The sequence below is a fragment of the Providencia sp. PROV202 genome (assembly GCF_028479565.1).
GTDB lineage: Bacteria > Pseudomonadota > Gammaproteobacteria > Enterobacterales > Enterobacteriaceae > Providencia > Providencia zhijiangensis.
The window spans coordinates 1-18,834 of sequence record NZ_JAMPNV010000017.1; the positions used below are offsets into that span (position 1 = coordinate 1).

14 protein-coding genes are annotated in these 18,834 nt (G+C 46.8%); 12 read left to right on the forward strand and 2 right to left on the reverse strand.

All coding sequences use genetic code 11. From position 1 onward, the window contains the following. Nucleotides 1–56 precede the first annotated feature (56 nt). From PR799_RS12810 to arnT, 5 genes are all read left to right on the forward strand, one after another. Complete coding sequence (locus tag PR799_RS12810) at nucleotides 57–515, forward strand: regulatory protein RecX (RefSeq protein WP_272522377.1); 459 nt, start codon at nucleotides 57–59, stop codon at nucleotides 513–515. Between the two features lie 280 nt (nucleotides 516–795). Next, complete coding sequence (gene dcuC, locus PR799_RS12815) at nucleotides 796–2,154, forward strand: anaerobic C4-dicarboxylate transporter DcuC (protein WP_036955315.1); 1,359 nt, start codon at nucleotides 796–798, stop codon at nucleotides 2,152–2,154. Nucleotides 2,155–2,466: 312 nt separating this feature from the next. Beyond that, entirely contained in the window at nucleotides 2,467–3,726 is a 1,260-nt protein-coding gene (locus tag PR799_RS12820; RefSeq protein WP_272522297.1) for an aromatic amino acid transport family protein, read from the forward strand. Between the two features lie 382 nt (nucleotides 3,727–4,108). After that, nucleotides 4,109–5,383, forward strand: a complete 1,275-nt coding sequence (locus tag PR799_RS12825) for a bifunctional O-acetylhomoserine aminocarboxypropyltransferase/cysteine synthase (protein ID WP_272522299.1) — start codon at nucleotides 4,109–4,111, stop codon at nucleotides 5,381–5,383. Between the two features lie 434 nt (nucleotides 5,384–5,817). Continuing rightward, the gene (gene arnT, locus PR799_RS12830; protein ID WP_272522300.1) at nucleotides 5,818–7,464 is read left to right on the forward strand and encodes a lipid IV(A) 4-amino-4-deoxy-L-arabinosyltransferase; all 1,647 of its coding nucleotides are present in this window, start codon (nucleotides 5,818–5,820) and stop codon (nucleotides 7,462–7,464) included. Nucleotides 7,465–7,751: 287 nt separating this feature from the next. Here the strand turns inward: arnT and PR799_RS12835 are convergent, their stop codons facing one another. Then, on the reverse strand, nucleotides 7,752–10,856 hold the full coding sequence (locus tag PR799_RS12835) for a MexW/MexI family multidrug efflux RND transporter permease subunit (protein ID WP_272522301.1): 3,105 nt from the start codon (nucleotides 10,854–10,856) through the stop codon (nucleotides 7,752–7,754). A 9-nt stretch (nucleotides 10,857–10,865) separates the two neighbouring features. Next, complete coding sequence (locus tag PR799_RS12840; protein WP_211887883.1) at nucleotides 10,866–11,963, reverse strand: efflux RND transporter periplasmic adaptor subunit; 1,098 nt, start codon at nucleotides 11,961–11,963, stop codon at nucleotides 10,866–10,868. 101 nt (nucleotides 11,964–12,064) lie between these two features. Here PR799_RS12840 and soxR point away from each other — a divergent pair, with 101 nt between their 5' ends. From soxR to PR799_RS12875, 7 genes are all read left to right on the forward strand, one after another. Continuing rightward, nucleotides 12,065–12,547 carry a redox-sensitive transcriptional activator SoxR gene (soxR, locus tag PR799_RS12845; RefSeq protein ID WP_272522303.1) on the forward strand — a complete coding sequence of 161 codons (483 nt, stop codon included), beginning with the start codon at nucleotides 12,065–12,067 and terminating at the stop codon, nucleotides 12,545–12,547. Between the two features lie 194 nt (nucleotides 12,548–12,741). Beyond that, nucleotides 12,742–13,527, forward strand: coding sequence for an SDR family oxidoreductase (locus PR799_RS12850; RefSeq protein WP_272522304.1), 786 nt, complete (start codon nucleotides 12,742–12,744; stop codon nucleotides 13,525–13,527). 35 nt (nucleotides 13,528–13,562) lie between these two features. After that, complete coding sequence (locus PR799_RS12855) at nucleotides 13,563–14,810, forward strand: styrene monooxygenase/indole monooxygenase family protein (RefSeq protein ID WP_154627245.1); 1,248 nt, start codon at nucleotides 13,563–13,565, stop codon at nucleotides 14,808–14,810. Between the two features lie 11 nt (nucleotides 14,811–14,821). Beyond that, a complete protein-coding gene (locus tag PR799_RS12860; RefSeq protein WP_230088591.1) occupies nucleotides 14,822–15,358 on the forward strand; it encodes a flavin reductase family protein in 537 nt (178 codons plus the stop codon). Between the two features lie 14 nt (nucleotides 15,359–15,372). Then, nucleotides 15,373–16,155: a cyclase family protein gene (locus PR799_RS12865; RefSeq protein WP_154627246.1), complete on the forward strand. Its 783-nt coding sequence runs from the start codon at nucleotides 15,373–15,375 to the stop codon at nucleotides 16,153–16,155. A gap of 3 nt (nucleotides 16,156–16,158) precedes the next feature. Next, complete coding sequence (locus PR799_RS12870) at nucleotides 16,159–17,772, forward strand: phytoene desaturase family protein (RefSeq protein ID WP_154627247.1); 1,614 nt, start codon at nucleotides 16,159–16,161, stop codon at nucleotides 17,770–17,772. Between the two features lie 132 nt (nucleotides 17,773–17,904). Next, on the forward strand, nucleotides 17,905–18,801 hold the full coding sequence (locus PR799_RS12875; protein WP_154627248.1) for a SphA family protein: 897 nt from the start codon (nucleotides 17,905–17,907) through the stop codon (nucleotides 18,799–18,801). The last annotated feature ends 33 nt before the right edge of the window (nucleotides 18,802–18,834 follow it).

The following is an 18,834-nucleotide window of genomic DNA, read 5'->3' on the forward strand; positions in this document are numbered from 1 at the left end:
GTCTATGGTCTGAGGGCACTGAATTCAGTGCCCTTTTTAATGAGCTAAATGTGACAATGACCCAACCTGAACTGTACCAATACGCCCTATTTTTACTTTCCAGACGCGATTATGGCAAAGCGGAGTTATTTGCCCGTATGAAGCGCCGTATGTATGAGAAAAATGAAGGTATTATCGATGAGCAGTTGATTGAAGGGGTGTTAGACAAACTGAGTGAGCAGCATTTTCTGGATGATGACCGCGTGGTGTCGCTGTTATTGCAGGGGTATGCGCGTAAAGGTTATGGACCTTTGCGGATCAAACAAGAAATGCGCCAAAAAGGATTTGCCGAGACATTAGTCGAACATCATTTTGCCGAGCTTGATGTGGATTGGTTTGAAAAGGCATCTGAGGTGCGCAGTAAAAAATTTGGTGATGAAATCCCAACTGACTTTAAAGAGAAAGGCAAACAAATTCGTTATCTGCAATACCGTGGTTTTTTTGGCGATATGATATTTGAGTTATTTTCACGCTAATTTTTGCAGTTAATCCTACATTATTTATGATTGTCATTATGTAAATAATCACGCCATTTAATATCGTTCAAATGACTATTATTTGACTTTAGTTTAAATGATTAACGCCCCTGAGTTTCATTTCTTTTGCTTAGTCAAAAAATAATATTTTTTTGACTTGTGTTTTTATCTATTTCTAGATTAAAAATATTGTCCACTATGATCATTATCAGTGTATTTCGCTTTTTTTTTAGGCAGAGTACCTCCAATAATTACAAAATGAGACGGGCAGGAGAAACACATGATTGAGCTCTTAATAGGCGTATTGGTCGCCGTTGGAGTTGGGCGCTATATAATAAAGGGTTACTCTGCAACAGGGGTATTAATGACGGGGGGTATTTTACTCCTGATTATTACCGCGTTAATGGGTAAAAGTATTTTACCAGAATCAGTGAAAGCAACGGGATGGCGCGTTACTGATATTCTGGAATACATCAAGTTCTTATTAATGAGCCGAGGTGGTGACCTCGGTATGATGATCATGGTGCTATGTGGGTTTGCGTCTTATATGACTCACATTGGTGCGAATGACGTGGTGGTTAAAATTGCCTCCAAGCCATTGAAAATGATCAACTCCCCATACTTATTGATGGTTGCGGCGTATATTGTTGCTTGCTTGATGTCACTGGCAGTTTCATCGGCAACAGGTTTAGGGGTGTTATTGATGGCAACTCTGTTCCCTGTGATGGTTAACGTCGGGATCAGCCGTGGCGCAGCGGCGGCTATCTGTGCGTCACCTGCCGCTATCATTCTGGCACCAACGTCTGGAGACGTTATCTTAGCGGCGAAAGCAGCGGAAATGCCTCTGATTGATTTCGCATTCAAAACCACACTGCCTATCTCCATCGCTGCAATTGTTGCGATGTCAGTGGCTCACTTCTTCTGGCAGCGTTTTCTGGATAGAAAAGAGCACGTTAAAACCGAAATGCTGGATGTGAATGAAATCAAAACCCACGCACCGGGTTTCTACGCGATTTTACCGTTTACCCCAATCATCGGTGTATTAGTGTTTGATGGTAAATGGGCACCTGAACTGCATATCGTCACCATTATTGTTGGCTGTATTATTATGGCTGCAATCATTGAATTTATTCGTAGCTTCAGTGCAAAACATGTCTATGGCGGATTAGAAGTTTGCTATAGAGGCATGGCGGATGCGTTTGCAACCGTCGTGATGCTGTTAGTGGCAGCCGGCGTCTTCGCGCAGGGTCTAAGCACCATCGGCTTTATTAAAGGTTTGATAGACTTAGCACAATCCTTTGGTTCAGGCGCGATTGTGATGATGATTGCGCTGGTGGTGATCACCATGTTAGCGGCGATGACGACAGGTTCTGGTAACGCACCATTCTACGCATTCGTTGAATTGATCCCTCATTTAGCGAAGCAAATGGGCGTCAACCCAGCTTACCTTGTCATCCCAATGTTACAGGCATCTAACTTAGGTCGTACATTATCACCGGTTTCTGGGGTGGTAGTTGCGGTATCAGGGATGGCGAAGATTTCACCGTTTGAAGTGGTGAAAAGAACCTCGGTTCCCGTATTAGTTGGGCTTATCGTTGTTGTGATTGCTACCGAGATTTTAGTGCCTGTTTATTTGTAACAAAATAGGTATTTCTCCATCCAAAATGGCTAGAAATTATTCTAGCCATTTTTTATCGATATTTATTTCGGTTAATACTTCGGTTTAAAAGAAAAAAACTCTACGCTTTTTTGATGTGGTGTTTGGGTATTTTCAATCAAATGATAAAAATTTATTTGCGATTATTAACAAATTGTCATTTTTTTAGATTCAGATATGAGATCTACACCAAAAAGCCAGAAAGATTAATCAAAATAAGCTAGTTGCTCTAACGCATTTAATGCAAAATTCGCGCATCTTTTTTTATCCATTTTAAAACGATGAAGTGACGGTATGAGCACAATAAAAACCGCAGTAAACACGACAGACAAACCTGCCAGTAAGTGGACGTATAAAGACTTCACTTGGGTATTATCTCTTTTTGGTACCGCCGTTGGTGCGGGGGTTCTTTTTCTGCCAATTAAAGCTGGCGCGGGTGGTTTCTGGCCATTAGTTGTATTAGCTTTAATTGCAACACCAATGATTTGGTTAGCTCATAAAGGGTTAGCGCGTTTTGTTTTATCGGCTAAGAAACACGATGCTGATATCACCGATACTGTGGAAGAACATTTCGGTAAAACAGGTGCGAATATCATCACTTTTGCTTATTTCTTTGCGATTTATCCAATCGTATTAATTTACGGCGTGGGTATCACCAACACCGTAGACTCATTCTTAATTAACCAAATTGGTATGGACCCACTGCCACGTTGGTTACTGTCAGGTGTGTTAATTGCAGCAATGACCGCAGGTGTGGTATTCGGTCGTGATTTAATGCTGAAACTCACTTCTATGATGGTTTATCCATTAGTCTTCATCTTATTAGCATTGTCTCTGTACCTGATCCCTGAGTGGAATACGTCGATGTTAGAAGTCGCACCAGATTGGAGCGCAATGCCGATTGTTGTCTGGATGGCAATTCCTATCATCGTATTCTCTTTTAACCACAGCCCAATCATCAGCCAATTTGCAAAAGACCAACGTCAGCAATTTGGTGACCAAGCCGTGATTAAAACTGACATGATCACTGGCGGTGCAGCGTTTATGCTAACTGGCTTCGTGATGTTCTTCGTATTCTCTGTAGTACTGTCACTGAGCCCAGCTGAGTTAGAAATCGCGAAGAAAGAAAACATCAGCGTGTTATCCCATATTGCGAACATTAACCCATCACCAATCCTGTCTTACTTAGGGCCTATCGTGGCATTCGCCGCTATCGTTTCTAGTTACTTTGGTCACTTCTTAGGTGCGCACGAAGGTCTGGTTGGATTAGTGAAATCACGCTCTTCAGTTTCAGTGAAGAAAATTGAATTAATCTCTTTACTGTTCATCGTGATCACCACGTGGATCGTCGCGATTATCAACCCAAGTATCTTAGGCATGATTGAAACCATGGGTGCCCCAATGATTGCGGCAATCCTGTTCATCCTACCCGTTGTGGCGATGCGTATTGTTCCTGCAATGAAGCCGTTCAGTACCTCTAAGCCAGCGCAAATCTTTACGCTGCTATGCGGTTTAGCATCAATTACCTCTGTGATTTATGGCGCGTTCGCGTAATTAAATTCAGTTGTACCGAGACCCATATTGCTTCGGCAATATGGGAAGGTTGATGACAAAGAGGGATAAAAGCGTGGTTTTTCCCTCTTTGTGTTATCAGGCGAAAATCAATAAATTGATTTTTCTTGTTAATTTTACAACCCAAAAGAACCATTTCCAAACCCGATGGTTTTGTCAATGGTCTGACCCATATTGCTTCGGCAATATGGGTTTTTTTGTTTCTAAAGTGGGCTTATTTATTTTGTGAATAACTATAGATGAAATTATTTCAAGTCTAGATGGTTGTGTGAGGGATCTACTTGGGGGATATTGGAAAGGATTACCGTGAAATAAAAACAAGAACCCATTCAATTGGCAGTGCGGGTATAACAAGGATAACGCAATGAAATTAGAAACATTATCAATCCACGCAGGCTATTCTCCAGACCCTACAACCAAGTCTGTCGCGGTGCCTATTTATCAAACCACCTCTTATGCATTTGACGATACACAACACGGCGCGGATCTGTTCGACTTAAAAGTTGCAGGTAATATCTATACCCGCATTATGAACCCGACCAACGATGTGCTAGAAAAGCGCGTTGCTGCTCTTGAAGGCGGTATTGCCGGGCTGGCGGTGGCTTCGGGTATGGCGGCTATCACCTATGCAATTCAAACTATTGCCCAAGTCGGCGATAACATTGTTTCGGTGGCAAAACTGTATGGCGGTACGTATAACTTACTGGCGCATACTCTGCCGCGCCTTGGTATCGAAACCCGTTTTGCTGAACACGATGATTTAACTGCACTAGAAGCACTGATTGATGAGAAAACAAAAGCCGTTTTCTGTGAATCTATCTCTAACCCTGCGGGCTTTATTGTTGACCTTGTGGCGCTGGCAGAGGTTGCGCATCGCCATGGCGTACCTCTGATTGTCGACAATACCGTAGCAACCCCGTATTTATGTCGCCCATTTGAACACGGTGCGGACATCGTGGTGCACTCGTTAACTAAATATATTGGTGGTCACGGCACCTCAATCGGCGGAATGGTGATTGATTCAGGTAAATTCCCGTGGGCGGAGCACGCAGAGCGTTTTTCTCTGCTGGTTGAGCCGGATATCGCCTATCACGGCGTCAGTTATACTGAGCACTTCGGCGCGGCGGCTTTTATTGCCCGTTGCCGCGTAGCACCGCTGCGTGGGACGGGAGCAGCACTATCGCCATTTAACGCCTTCTTGATCTTACAAGGTCTGGAAACACTCGCATTAAGAATGGAACGCCATACTGAAAACGCATTGAAAGTGGCTCAATTCCTTGAAAACCATCCTCAAGTGGCATGGGTAAAATATGCGGGTCTGCCAAGCAACCCTGAGCACGCACTTGCGCAAAAATATATGCAAGGCAAACCTGCCAGTATCATGTCTTTTGGGATCAAAGGCGGACAGGAAGCCGGTGCGCGTTTTATTGACGCACTGAACCTGATTGTTCGTTTGGTCAATATTGGAGATGCAAAATCATTAGCGTGCCATCCAGCATCTACCACCCATCGTCAATTAAATGATGCGGAGCTAGCTCGTGCAGGGGTATCGCGCGATATGATCCGTTTATCCATTGGTATTGAGCATATCGATGACATTCTTGCTGACTTAATCCAAGCCTTGGATGCAGCTAAGTAAATCTTGTTAAGCAGCGACCGATAAATAAAGGTGGTTATTGTGAAGAATATATTGCAATAACTGCCTTTATTGTTTCCTGCGTGATTAACTATTGGGGTTTACTCTTCTTTCTAGAATTAATAACTATTCGTAATCAGCACTGTTTTTTAATTTATTTTTCATTCTGTTAAAAATAAATGGAAATTGCTGAACTATTGTTTTTTAATCGAGTCTTAACAAGCAGTTCATCCTGTTATCTTAATGTTGAAATAAAATATTCATTTATTGATTGTTTATCTCATATGGGCGTATGAAATACGAAAATGTTTATTGGTTTATACTGGGTTTAGTCGAACTAACGATAATAGAACCCTGATTTGATTAATCAAAAGCGCCTGAAGCTTCGGCGAACATAATAATTATTAAATATTTATGACAATAATGGTTGAGATTAAATGATGATGGCAAATAATAAAGTTGCCTACTTTAAGTGGTGCCTATTATTCGGTTTTGTACTCATAACCTATTTTCTTCCTCTCAATGGGCGAATGCTATGGCAGCCCGATGAGCTACGCTATGCAGAAATCAGCCGTGAGCTGATATTAAGTAGCCATTGGAGTGTACCTGAGCTGCTCGGTATCCGCTATTTTGAAAAACCGATTTTTGGTTATTGGGTCGGTTCTTTCTTCCAAATGTTATTTGGTGAAAACAATGTCTCGGTTCGATTAGGCGTGGTGTTTAGCACCCTGATCAGCGGGTTATTTGTTTATCTCAGCGCAAAGATGGCATGGAAAAATAAAGACCTCGCGTTTAATGCGGTGCTTATTTATCTTTCCATGTTTATGATTTTGACCATTGGGACTTACAATATCCTTGACCCAATTGTGACCGCCTTTATTACGATGATTATCTTCTTTTTCCAATGGGGGATAACCACGACACAACGCGCTCATAAATTGTATGCCTATATTTTGATTGGCGTGGCATGCGGCTTAGGGGTCATGACAAAAGGCTTTTTAGTCTTAGTGCTTCCTGTTTTAGTGTGTTCCGTTAGCGCAATTTACTTCAAAAAGCTCAAAGACGTCTGCCTGTACGCATTAATTTCGATTCTTGTCGCTGTGTTAGTTTGCTTACCGTGGGCGCTCACGATTGCCAGCCTAGAGCCAGATTTCTGGAGCTACTTTTTCTGGGTTGAGCATATTCAGCGTTTTATGGCGGATAACGCACAAAACAAATCTCCGTTCTGGTTCTATATGCCGATTTTATTGGCGGCAGTGCTTCCGTGGCTCGGATACCTCTTTTCATCCCTTGCACACGCAGTCCGCGCGAGAGGCATGAACCTTTATTTCTTATTGTGGGCGGTGCTACCTTTCCTATTTTTTAGTGTCACTAAAGGGAAGCTACTCACCTATATTCTGCCATGCATCGCACCTATCGCGATTTTGATGGCATCTTATTTGCAGCAGATTTTAACCCAGAATAAAGTGGCTACCATTCGTCTGAATGCGCTGATAAACATTACGCTGGGTGTCGCGGCGGCAGGGGCATTTATTGCCTCACCTTACTTCCCTAAAATGAATTTATATCAAGGGGATGAAAGCTACAAAATGTGGATTGCCGCAGGGGCATTTCTATTTTGGGCTGTGATGGGTGTGGTGTCATTTAACCGTAAATTCTGGTCATTGGCCGCTGCCTGTACGTTAGTACTCAGCCTCAGTATTGGGCATGTGATCCCTAAATACATTGAGAGCAATAACACCCCGCAAGGCGTGCTAACTAAATACCAAGATCAGCTACAAAACCGCGCGATACTCTTAACCAATAATGTGGGATTAGGCACTGCGTTGGCTTGGGTACTAAAACGCGATGACATTACCATGTTGTATCAAACGGGTGAGCTAGGCTACGGATTGAATTACCCTGATGCAGAAAACCGTTTTTACCGTTTAGAGCAGCTACCAAGCTTGCTGGCGAGTCAAAATAACCGCAACGTCGCGGTGGTGGTTGATGCTTCACAAAATGAAGTCATTGATGCTTTACCGGGTACGCCAATCATTATTAAAGAAGGTAAGTTGGTGATGGCTTTCTATGAAGGTCAGTAAATTAATAGCCTGATGATCTATTCTTGAGAACCTATTGAAAAAGAGCCGCACTACGAAAGTATGCGGCTCTTTTTTCTATTGATTAAAACATGGCTAAGAACACTATTTACGCCATCGGTTCGTGACGTCGGAGTGCGTGTTCCTTGATGGATAAGGATGATAAATCATCATCATTGCCACACTGTTGCTCATAGGATTGGTCGAAAAATCCGTTGATTTGCTGTCGTGAACTGTTCGCTTTTCCTTGCGAGCGGGAACAAGCGAAAGATGGTTTAACGATGATAAATTCATGGTGCCGTCTCCTCAGAGTGCTTAATTAAACGGTTAGCTTCAGCCAGCTCATAACGTCTTGGGGTTAACGCTGTCGCGCTGTGATTACGTGCGAGCACGGAATAGATAGTTGGCAACACAAACAGGGTAAATAGCGTCCCCACCAGCATGCCTGTGACAATCACCAGACCCAGCCCAAAGCGGCTATTTGCTCCGGCGCCAGTTGCGAACAGAAGGGGAACTAAACCAATAACCATTGCTGCCGTCGTCATCAAAATTGGGCGTAAACGGATCTGTGCTGCTTTTAAGATGGCATGGCGTTTATCTAACCCCTCGTTAGCTTGTAGCTCATTGGCGAACTCCACCATTAAGATCCCGTGTTTACTGATAAGCCCGATTAAAGTGACTAAGCCAATTTGGGTATAAATATTGAGGGTGGCATAACCCAGCGCCAGCGGGATCAAGGCACCACAGATAGACAGCGGAACGGTAATTAAGATAATCAACGGATCCACTAAACTTTCATACTGAGCCGCGAGCACTAAATAGATGATGATCAGCGCCGCCATAAACGCGAAGGCGAGGGTGTTTCCTTCTTGTTTATATTGGCGTGAATCGGATTGCCAATCATGGCTAAAACCGGCTGGCAGCTCGCTGGCTATCTCATCGAGATACGCCACCGCTTGCCCTAAGGTAACGCCCGGTGCAGGGATCGCTTGGAAAATAGCGGCATTTTGCTGATTAAACTGAGACAGTTTATTCGGCTCTACTTGTGTTGAAATATCCACCACCGTCGACAGCGGGATCATGCTGCCATCTTCGGACTTAACATAATGGCGGGATAACGCTTCAGGCGTCAGTCGCTGGCTGCGTAGGCTTTGTGGGATCACATCGTAAGAGCGCCCATCCATGCCAAAGCGGTTGATATAATTCTCACCCACCAGCAGCGTTAGGGACTCACCAATATCCTGCATACGAATGCCTAAACTATTAGCTTTCGAACGATTAATGCGAACTTCAACCACAGGGTTGTTGTAGTCGAGGTCGCTATCTACCACCATAAACAGGCCGCTTTCACGAGCTTGCTGTTTGATCTCTTCCATGGTGCGATATAGCACCGGATAATCTTGCGGGCTTTTTAGTACCATCTGAATAGGCAAACCGCCCGTCGAACCCGGTAATGCAGGTAACTGAAATACAAAGATACTGTTACCTTCCACATCGCCAACGCGATTTTGTAAATCCGATTGGATCACCGATGCAGGGCGCTCTCGTTGCTCCCAAGACGTTAAGTTTGTCCCCCCGAAGCTGGCGGAAGGGCCATCGGTGCCGTTAATAATCCACGTACTTTCGGTTTCGGGCAGCTCCATAAACACATCGTGTAATTTACGGGAGAAACGCTCCACATACTCAAGGTTGGCATGTTGCGGAGACTTAATCGCGGTTAAGACGCTAGATTGGTCTTCAACTGGTGCCAGCTCTCGCGGTGCGGATTGATACAACATCGGCAGGCTGATCACGACACCAACAGCCAAAATTCCGGTGATCCAGCGGTTCTTCAATGAGAAATTCAGTACCGCTGTATAGTAATGGGCAAGGGTCTCGAAGAAGGTTTCTGCCATTCGCGCCATACGCCCTTCATTCTGTTTCGAGTTCAACATAAACGAACTCATGACAGGGGAGAGGGTTAACGCCACGATGCCAGATACAATCACCGCGCCCGCCAACGTGAGCGCAAACTCTTTAAACAATGCCCCTGTTAATCCAGACATTAAGCCAATCGGCGCATACACTGCGGCGAGGGTAATAGTCATCGCGATAACGGGACCTGCTACCTCTCGGGCGCCGATCAAGGCTGCCAATACAGGGGATTTCCCTTCTTCAATATGGCGATGCACGTTTTCCACCACCACAATGGCATCATCCACCACCAACCCAATCGCCAGCACCATCGCCAGTAAGGTTAGCAAGTTAATACTAAAGCCGAACGCCATCATCAATGCCGCCGCACCCAACATGGACAGCGGGATGGCAAGGATAGGAATAATTACGCTGCGAATCGAGCCAAGGCAGAGATAAATCACGGCGATAACAATTAGCAGAGCTTCAACGAGGGTATGAATCACTTGGTCGATGGAGGCTTTAATAAACCGTGAAGTTTCAAAGGCCATTTCTACTTTTACCCCTGGCGGTAGGGTTTTGATGATATCTGGCATTAACTTATTCATGCCATCTACAATCACCAGCGGGTTACCAGTTGGGGTGGCAAACAAACCTAAGTAAATGGCAGGTTCCCCATTCATCAAACCGCTGGTTTCTGTGGATGCGGCCCCCAGCTCAATGGTGCCCACATCCTTTAAGCGCACCAATCCGTTACCATCATTGCGGATCACCAAATCGCGAAATTCATCCACATTGGTTAAATCAGTATTCACATACACGTTGGAAATGACAAACTCTCCCTTCACTTTACCGGGAGCCGCTTGATAGTTATTTTGGCGTACCGCTTGGGCGACTTCAGCCGCTGAAATGCCGCGACCAGCGAGTTTATCCGCATCCAACCATAAACGCATCGCCAGTTGTTGCCCGCCAAATACTTGCACTTTCGCCACGCCATCAATGGCGGAATACATCGGTTCCACCACGCGGGAAAGATAATCGGTCAGTGCGGGAATCGACAGTTCGGTACTGGAAAAACCAATATAAGCGACGGCAGTAGACTCCCCAGAAGAGAGCTCAATCACAGGGTCATAGGCCTCTTTTGGCAGCTTATAACGCACTTGGTTGACCTTTGCCATCACTTGGGTGAGAGCTTGGGTGGAATCGCGGTTTAGCTCCATGCGTACCGTCACAAGGCTACTGCCTTGAACAGAGGATGACGATAAGTAATCAACTCCTTCAACGGAAGAGACCGCTTGGGCAATCGGCTGAGTCACAAATCCCTGCATTAATTTTGCCGAGGCGCCCGGATATTGGGTGGTAATAGTAATTGTCGAGCTTTCTAACTGAGGGTATTGGCGAATGGGTAATTTGCTTAGCGCAAACAGCCCCATCAACACAATTAAGGCACTGACCACTAACGCTAATACCGGTCGGCGCACAAACAAGTCCGTAAATTTCATCGTTCGTCCTTATGAGCCTTGCGGGGTTTCAGATAATGTATTTTGAGCGACAGGGGTAATGGCAGAGCCATTGTTCAGACGTAGCTGCCCAGAACTGACCACCTGGTCGCCCTCCGCAAGTCCGTGCTCAATTTCAATATTGCCATCAAAACGCTGCCCCGTTTTCACGGAAACGCGTTTTACCGTCATTGCATCACCGGTACCTTCGGCGATAAACACTGTATCCCCGTAAGCGGTGTAAGTGACTGCGGTTTCAGGAATGGTCAGTACCGCATTGTTGGCTTGTCGCACGACCGTGACATTGGCGTACATTCCCGCTTTTAACTTCCCATTGCTGTTATCCAGAGTGGCTTGCAACGCAATCGTTCGAGACTTACCAATCAATGGATCAATCGCCGTCACTTTGGCAGGAAATGGTGTTTCGGGGTAAGCATCGACAGTGATGTCCACCACTTGCCCTTGATGCAACTCAGGGGATGCCTGTTCATCCAGAGAGAAATTCAGTTTTAAGGTTTGGGTATCCACAAGGCTGGCTATCGCTTCGCCGGGGCTAAGATATTGCCCTTCATGGACTTGGCGAATACCAATGGTGCCATCGAATGGGGCATGAATGGCTTTTTGCGCAATCAATGCTTGGGTTTGCTGAATCAGCCCCTGCGCCATATCGCGCTCGGCACGGGTGCTATCCACCTGCGCTTCTGCCACTAAATGTTGCGCAGACAGAGAACGGGTTCTGTCATATAGGCGGGCGGCATTACGGTATTGTGCTTGGTAGCGAGCTAAATCCGCACGTTCCACTGCGTCATTGAGCTGCACCAGTAATTGCCCTTTTTTGACCTGTTGACCGGATTCAAACCCAATTTTGGTGATGCGCCCACTGGTTTCTGCGGCGACAAACACCTGACTACCCGCTTCTAATTCCCCCACACCGTAAAAAGTGCGCGGAGCATTAGCCAAGGTGACGGGGGCAAGTGCCACTTTCACGGGGGGATACTGATAAGCCGCTTGTGGCTTATCGTCTGAGCTGGCGTAAGTCGAGTAAATGGCGGCTCCGCCACCTACGGAAAGAAGCCCTGCACATAGCAACGTTAGCGTTTTTTTATTCATTATCATTGGCATCTTAAATTGACAATTAAAGAGGCTGGCACTATAAAACCTTAAGTTAAGTTGAGGTCAATAGGGGGTGAGCAAAAATGGTGGGCAAAACCATGAATACGATAAAAACGCGGGAAATTGCCGCTGAAAAGGTAGATTTTTCACGGGCCCTGACGGTAGGGGAAGTGGCGAAACGTGCAGGCGTTCCGGTCTCTACAGTGCATTTTTATGAAGCGAAAGGGCTGATTCAAAGTACCCGAACACAAGGAAATCAGCGGCGTTTTCCACCGGTGGTTTTACGCTACATTGCCATTATCAAAGTGGCACAAAGTACCGGTATTCCCCTCAAAGAGATCCAAGATGCACTTGGCCAGTTTCCGGCAAACAGCAAATTGACGGCGGAAGAATGGAAAGGGATGTCAACGGAGTGGAAAAGTTCATTAGATAGACGAATCAAGCAGTTAACTCGATTGCGCAATGAGTTGGATCACTGTATTGGTTGTGGTTGTTTGTCTCTCAAAGATTGCCCTTTGCGCAACCCTGAAGATATCTTAGGCAACCAAGGCTCCGGCGCCCAAATCCTCGAACGTCCTTAAATCACACTTTTCACTATCTGGATAGCCACTGCAAAATGTGGCTATTTATCCATTATTATCATCATGTTATTAACTAAATAGCCGCGCTGTGTGGATAATCTTTGCGCATATGGGCTACCGATTTTTGCCTTTTTTGCGTAATGATTCGTCATGTTAATTTTTTGTGAACGAATGAGAGCAAAGAGGGCACAGTGATGAAAGGTCTGAACAACAAAATTGCCATCGTGACGGGTGGTGCAACCAAAATCGGCGCAACCGTGGCAAAAATCTTATGTTCCTATGGGGTCAAAGTCACCATTTTTGATATCGACAAAACCAATGGGGAAAATGTGGCGCAATCGGAGCCCAATATTGACTTTCTGCCCGTGGATATCACCGATGACCAACAATTAAAGCAAGGCATTGATCGCGTTGCGCAAAAATATGGTCAACTCGATTTTTTGGTTAATTTGGCCGCAACCTATCTGGATGACGGCCAAGCCTCTTCACGTCAAGACTGGCTAACGGCATTAAATATCAACGTGGTGAGCGCCGTGATGGCTGCGCAATTTGCCAAGCCCCATTTAGCCAAAGCAGGTAAAGGGGCAATTGTAAACTTCACCAGTATCTCCTCTTCGGTGGCGCAAACAGGTCGCTGGCTCTATCCCGCATCGAAAGCCGCCATGCTAGAAGTGACGCGTAGCCAAGCGATGGATTATGCCCCCGACGGTATTCGCGTCAATTCTGTTTCCCCCGGTTGGACATGGTCTCGGGTGATGGACGAATTAACCGGCGGCGACCGCCAAAAAACCGACCGCGTCGCGGCGGATTATCATCTTTTACAACGTGTTGGCGACCCTGAAGAGGTGGCTCAAGTTGTGGCATTCCTACTGTCTGAGCTGGCGAGTTTTGTCACTGGCGCAGATTACGCGGTCGATGGTGGATACTCCGCCATGGGACCTGAACAGGCGAAACCCGCCATTCCCCGTCTTGCTGAATAAGACACCCTGATTTTAATTTTATCGAGGAATTCACTATGCGTCGTATTGCAATCGTAGGTGGTGGTCAGGCGGGTATGCCATTGGCATTAGGGCTGCTGGACAAAGGTTATGACGTGACGGTTGCCACCAACCGTACCCCAGATGATGTGAAAAATGGCCGTGTAATGTCTAGCCAATGTATGTTCGATATTTCGCTGCAATTTGAGCGCGATTTAGGGATCAACTTCTGGGAAGACAAATGTCCGCCAGTAGAAGGTATTGGTTTTACTGTCCCGCATCCTGAAAAGGCGGGTGAAAAAGCCATTAGCTGGCGCTCACGTATCGATAATTACGCTCAAGCCGTTGACCAGCGTATCAAAATGCCTTACTGGCTGGAGTTATTTGCCGCTCGCGGTGGCAACTTGATGATTGAAGATGTGGGCGTCGCCGAGTTAGAAAAACTCGCTGAAACTCACGATTTAGTGATTTTAGCGGGAGGAAAAGGGGAAATTGTTAAGCTGCTAGAACGTGACCCTATTCGTTCTCCGTATGATAAACCTCAGCGTGCGTTAGCGCTCACGTACGTTCACGGCATGCTGCCAACCCCTGAGTTTTCACAAGTCTCCTTCAACCTAATACCGGGTGTGGGGGAATATTTTGTGTTCCCATCCCTTACCAACAGCGGCGACTGCCACATCATGGTTTTTGAAGGTGTGCCAGGTGGGCCGATGGATCAATGGGGAGAAGCGCGTACGCCACAAGAGCATTTGGCCTACAGCAAAAAAATCATCGATACCTATTTACCGTGGGAAGCAGAGCGCTGCCGCCATGTGGAGTTAACAGACGAAAACGGCATTTTGGCAGGGCGCTTTGCCCCAACAGTCCGTAAGCCAGTTCTCACTTTACCATCAGGCAAAATTGTCTTCGGTTTAGGGGATGCATTAGTCACCAACGATCCACTCACTGGGCAAGGATCGAATAACGCCACGAAAGCCAGCAAAGTCTATTACGACGCCATTTTAGCCCGTGGCGACAAGCCGTATACCGCGGAATGGATGAATGAGACATTTGAACAATTCTGGAAATACGGTCGCCATGTTGTGGAGTGGACTAACGCTCTATTAGCACCGCCACAGCCACATGTTCTTAATGCATTAGGCGCAGCGCAACAGCTGCCAACCTTAGCGCACACCATCGCGAATGCCTTTAACTATCCACCGGTTCTTGCACCATGGTGGCACGATGCCCATGCCTGCGATGCGTATATTCAATCGCTGATGCAAGAAGAAGTTCGCGCTTCGTAGGAGAAATCAGTATGTCGATGATTGCAGAGGACACGCTTATGTGCGACAGCGAATGGGGTCATACCGAGTTTGAATCGAAAACCTTACGCAATTTACTAGGCTGCTACCCCACAGGGGTAGCGGTTGTGACCACTCGCACCCCTGATGGACGTGACGTTGGATTGACCATCAATTCATTCGCATCACTGTCGTTAGATCCGCCTTTGGTACTGTGGAGCTTAGTGAATCATTCACCCAACCTCGCGGTATTTCGTGATTGCCAACATTTCACGATCAATATCTTAGGCAAAGATCACCAAGAGTTGGCGATGCGTTTTGCTAACCCTCGAGTTGAAAATAAATTCGAAGATGTCGCCGTGCACATCACGCCAGAAGGGATCCCCGCCTTACACGGCGCGATCGTGACGTTAGTGTGTGAAAACCACAAGCAGGATCATATTGGCGATCACTTATTGATGGTGGGGCATGTGCGCCGTATTGGTAGTGAAACGGGTAAGCCTTTAGTTTTCCACAGCGGCACATTTACCGCCCTACATGAAGCGCAATAGGCGCAGGAGATAGTATGGAACAGCAAACTTTGATGTCATTCGCCAGCGAGTTACAAAAAGGCAATATTCAGATTATCGACCTGACACAAACCTTATCGCCTTCATTTCCAGCATTGCAACTGCCAGCTGAGTTTGGGCAAGTGTGGTCATTCAAAATGGAGCAAATCTCCCGTTATGATGAAAATGGCCCCGCTTGGTATTGGAATAATTTTAGCTGCGGCGAACACACGGGTACCCACTTTGACGCTCCCGTTCACTGGATCAGCGGTAAAGATCAGCCAAAAAACACCGTTGATACTATCCCGCTCCACCACTTTATTGCCCCAGCGGTCGTTGTTGATGCTAGCAAAGAAGTGGCTCAAAACCCCGATTGGATCTTAACCGTCGATTTCCTACAAAAATGGGAAGAGAAACACGGAAAAATTCCAAAAGCCGCATGGGTTTTACTGCGAACAGATTGGTCGAAAAAGTCTGATAATCCAGAAGCGTATGTGAATATGCGCGAAGATGGTGCTCATACGCCAGGGCCTTCTCAAGAAGCGGTTGAATGGCTTATCCACCAACGTGACGTTAAAGGCTTTGGGGTTGAAACCATCAATACAGATGCAGGGCAATCTTACAGCTGGCCTGTGCCGTACCCGTGCCACACGCTAATGCACGGCAACAATAAATACGGCCTGCAATGCTTGAAAAATCTCGACCAACTACCGGCTACTGGAGTGGTGATCGTCGCAGCGCCCCTGAAAATTGAAGGCGGCTCGGGCAGCCCATTACGCGTGCTTGCGCTGGTGGGGTGAGGTATGGCGACCTTATCCAACCCCCAAGTGATCGTGGTCGGCAGCGGGATGAACTCGCTGATGTGCGCCGCCTTATTGGCGGTGCGTGGGAAATCGGTCTTGGTTCTAGAACGTAACGATCGCCTTGGCGGTTGTATTCGTACCGAAGCGTTATTTGACGGCTACACTCACGACCTACTTTCTTGCTGGTATTCATTGTTCGTTGGTAGCCCTGGCTACCAAGAGTTAGCGCCATTGCTTCAAAAACAGGGTTTGGAATTCGCTCAATGCGACTATTCCACTGGATTGGTGCAACCTGATGGCAAATCTGTGGCATTAAAGCGGGATATTGCGGAGGCCGCCAAACAGCTGGATGCTCTCGCCCCCGGTGACGGTTTAGCATTTCGTCAAATGGCCGAAAAACTGTTTAGCGAAGATGCCGCACTGACATTTGGTCTATTAGGGCAAAATCCCTACAGCGGTAGCATGTTCAAGTTACTGTTTTCCGAGTGGCGCAAACGCGGCGTTGATGGCTTGCTGGATTTCGCTAAATCCGGCGTGGAAAGTTTTCGTCGCTGGTCTGAACGAGAATTACAGCATGACTTTAGCCGTGCACTGATGGCGCCGTGGGTGCTGCATACAGGGTTAGGGCCTGATGAAGCCAGCTCGGCGCTGATTGGTAAACTGACGTTTGCCGCAGTTGTGGCGGGTGGAATGCCCGTTGTCAAAGGCGGCAGCTACCGGATTGTTGACGCGTTCACCAAAGTGATTGAACAACATGGTGGCGAGTTACGTACCAACGCCCATGTGGAGAAGATCATCACACAGGGTAGCGGTAAAAATAGCCGTGCCACAGGGGTTCGTGTGAATGGGCAATTTATTCCCGCGAGTGAAAGTGTGGTGTGCAATGTGACGCCAACCCAGCTATATGGCGGTTTGCTCGATGAGGTTTCGCCACAAGTGAAGCAGCGGGCGAAAGGCTATCGTTATGGTCGTGGTGGAATGCAAATCCACTTTGCGCTAAGCGCGCCGCCGCCATGGTGCAACCCTGAATTACTCAATGTGCCACTGGTTCATTTCACAGAGAGCATGGAGCAAGTGTGCTTGTCCGTCACCCAAGCCAATAATGGCTATCTGCCGGATCGCCCGACGTTTGGGATCGGTCAACCTACCACATTAGACCCAAGCCGTGCTCCTGAAGGCGGGTGGATCTTGTGGATCCAAATGCAAGAATTACCTCGCCATCTTAAAGGGGATGCGGCGGGAGAAATTGCGATCCCTGAAGATGGACGCTGGAATGATGAGGTGCGTGAAGCCGTTGCCGATCGCATTCAGCAGCGTTTGGAAATGGTGATGCCCGGTGTGTCTGATTTGATCGTCGGCCGCAAGGCGATTTCCCCCGCCGATCTCGAACGTTATAACTGCAATCTGGTGGGGGGAGATCCGTATTCAGGAACCTGTTCGCCAGATCAATTCTTTTGGTTGCGACCGTTTGCCGCTTCAGGGCAGACCAAAGCACACCAAACGGCAGTCAAAAATCTGTTCCATATTGGAGCATCAACCCATCCGGGCCCTGGTCTTGGCGGGGGCTCTGGGTATTTAGTCGCTGAGAAATTAGCAGCGAAGAAAAAGCGGTAATAGAGAATGGGCTTGAATCAATTCTAGGCAAGACAAACATATCGATCATAAACACATGTCGATCATAAAAACACGGCAAACACAAAAGTAAACATATAAAAAATATCATAAAACCACTACAGCGGCAGGTAAATGATGAATAAAGAAATGGTGAATAAGCTGCTCGTCGGCTCGTGCTTGGGTGCACTGTCATTTGGTGCTGTCGCAACAGAAGGGGGCGGTCTTGGGATCTACCCTGATGGGCTAGAAAACTTTATGTCTGGCGCATTGCCACCGCAAGGTGTCCATGTGCTGGTCTATGGTGGAAATGCCCACTATGACAGTGTTCGTGACAACAAAGGTGATAAAATTCCAATCCCCGGTTTTAGTGTGAATGTGAACGTACTCGCACCACGTTTTATCTGGGTAACTGACCAAAAAGTGTTTGGTGGCGATTTAGCGTTTCATACCATCCTTCCTTTGTTGGATGTGACGGCGAAGGCGGCGGGGAATAAAGAAACCAGTCGTGGACTCGGGGATATTACTTTTGGTCCCGCACTCGGTTTCCATCCTTCCGCTGACTTGCATTATGTCTTAGGGCTGGATGCTTACGCGCCAACCGGAAAATACAGTAAAACTGACCCATCAAGTTTAGGGAAAAATTACTGGGTATTACAGCCGGTGTGGGCAATCAGCTACATTCCACCTGTCGGGGTGAATGCGGATTTAAAAATGATGTATGACTTTAACTTCCGCAACAATGATACGGACACACGTTCAGGGCAAGCATTCCACGCCGATTATGCATTAGGCTGGGGCTTTGGTAATGGCTGGGTAGCAGGGATTGGGGGATATGGATTTATGCAAACCACCAATGACAGCGGCCCAAATTCAGCACAAGGTAAGGCTCAAGCTTTCGCGGTGGGTCCTTCAATCCGTTATGCAAACCCACAAGGTTGGCTATTTACGGCGAAGTGGGAGAAGGATTTCTCTGTGAAAAATCGTCCAGAAGGTTCACAAATTTACCTCAAAGCGTCTATTCCGTTTTAATTCCTTCCTCTTCAATATTGGCAGCCGAAAGGC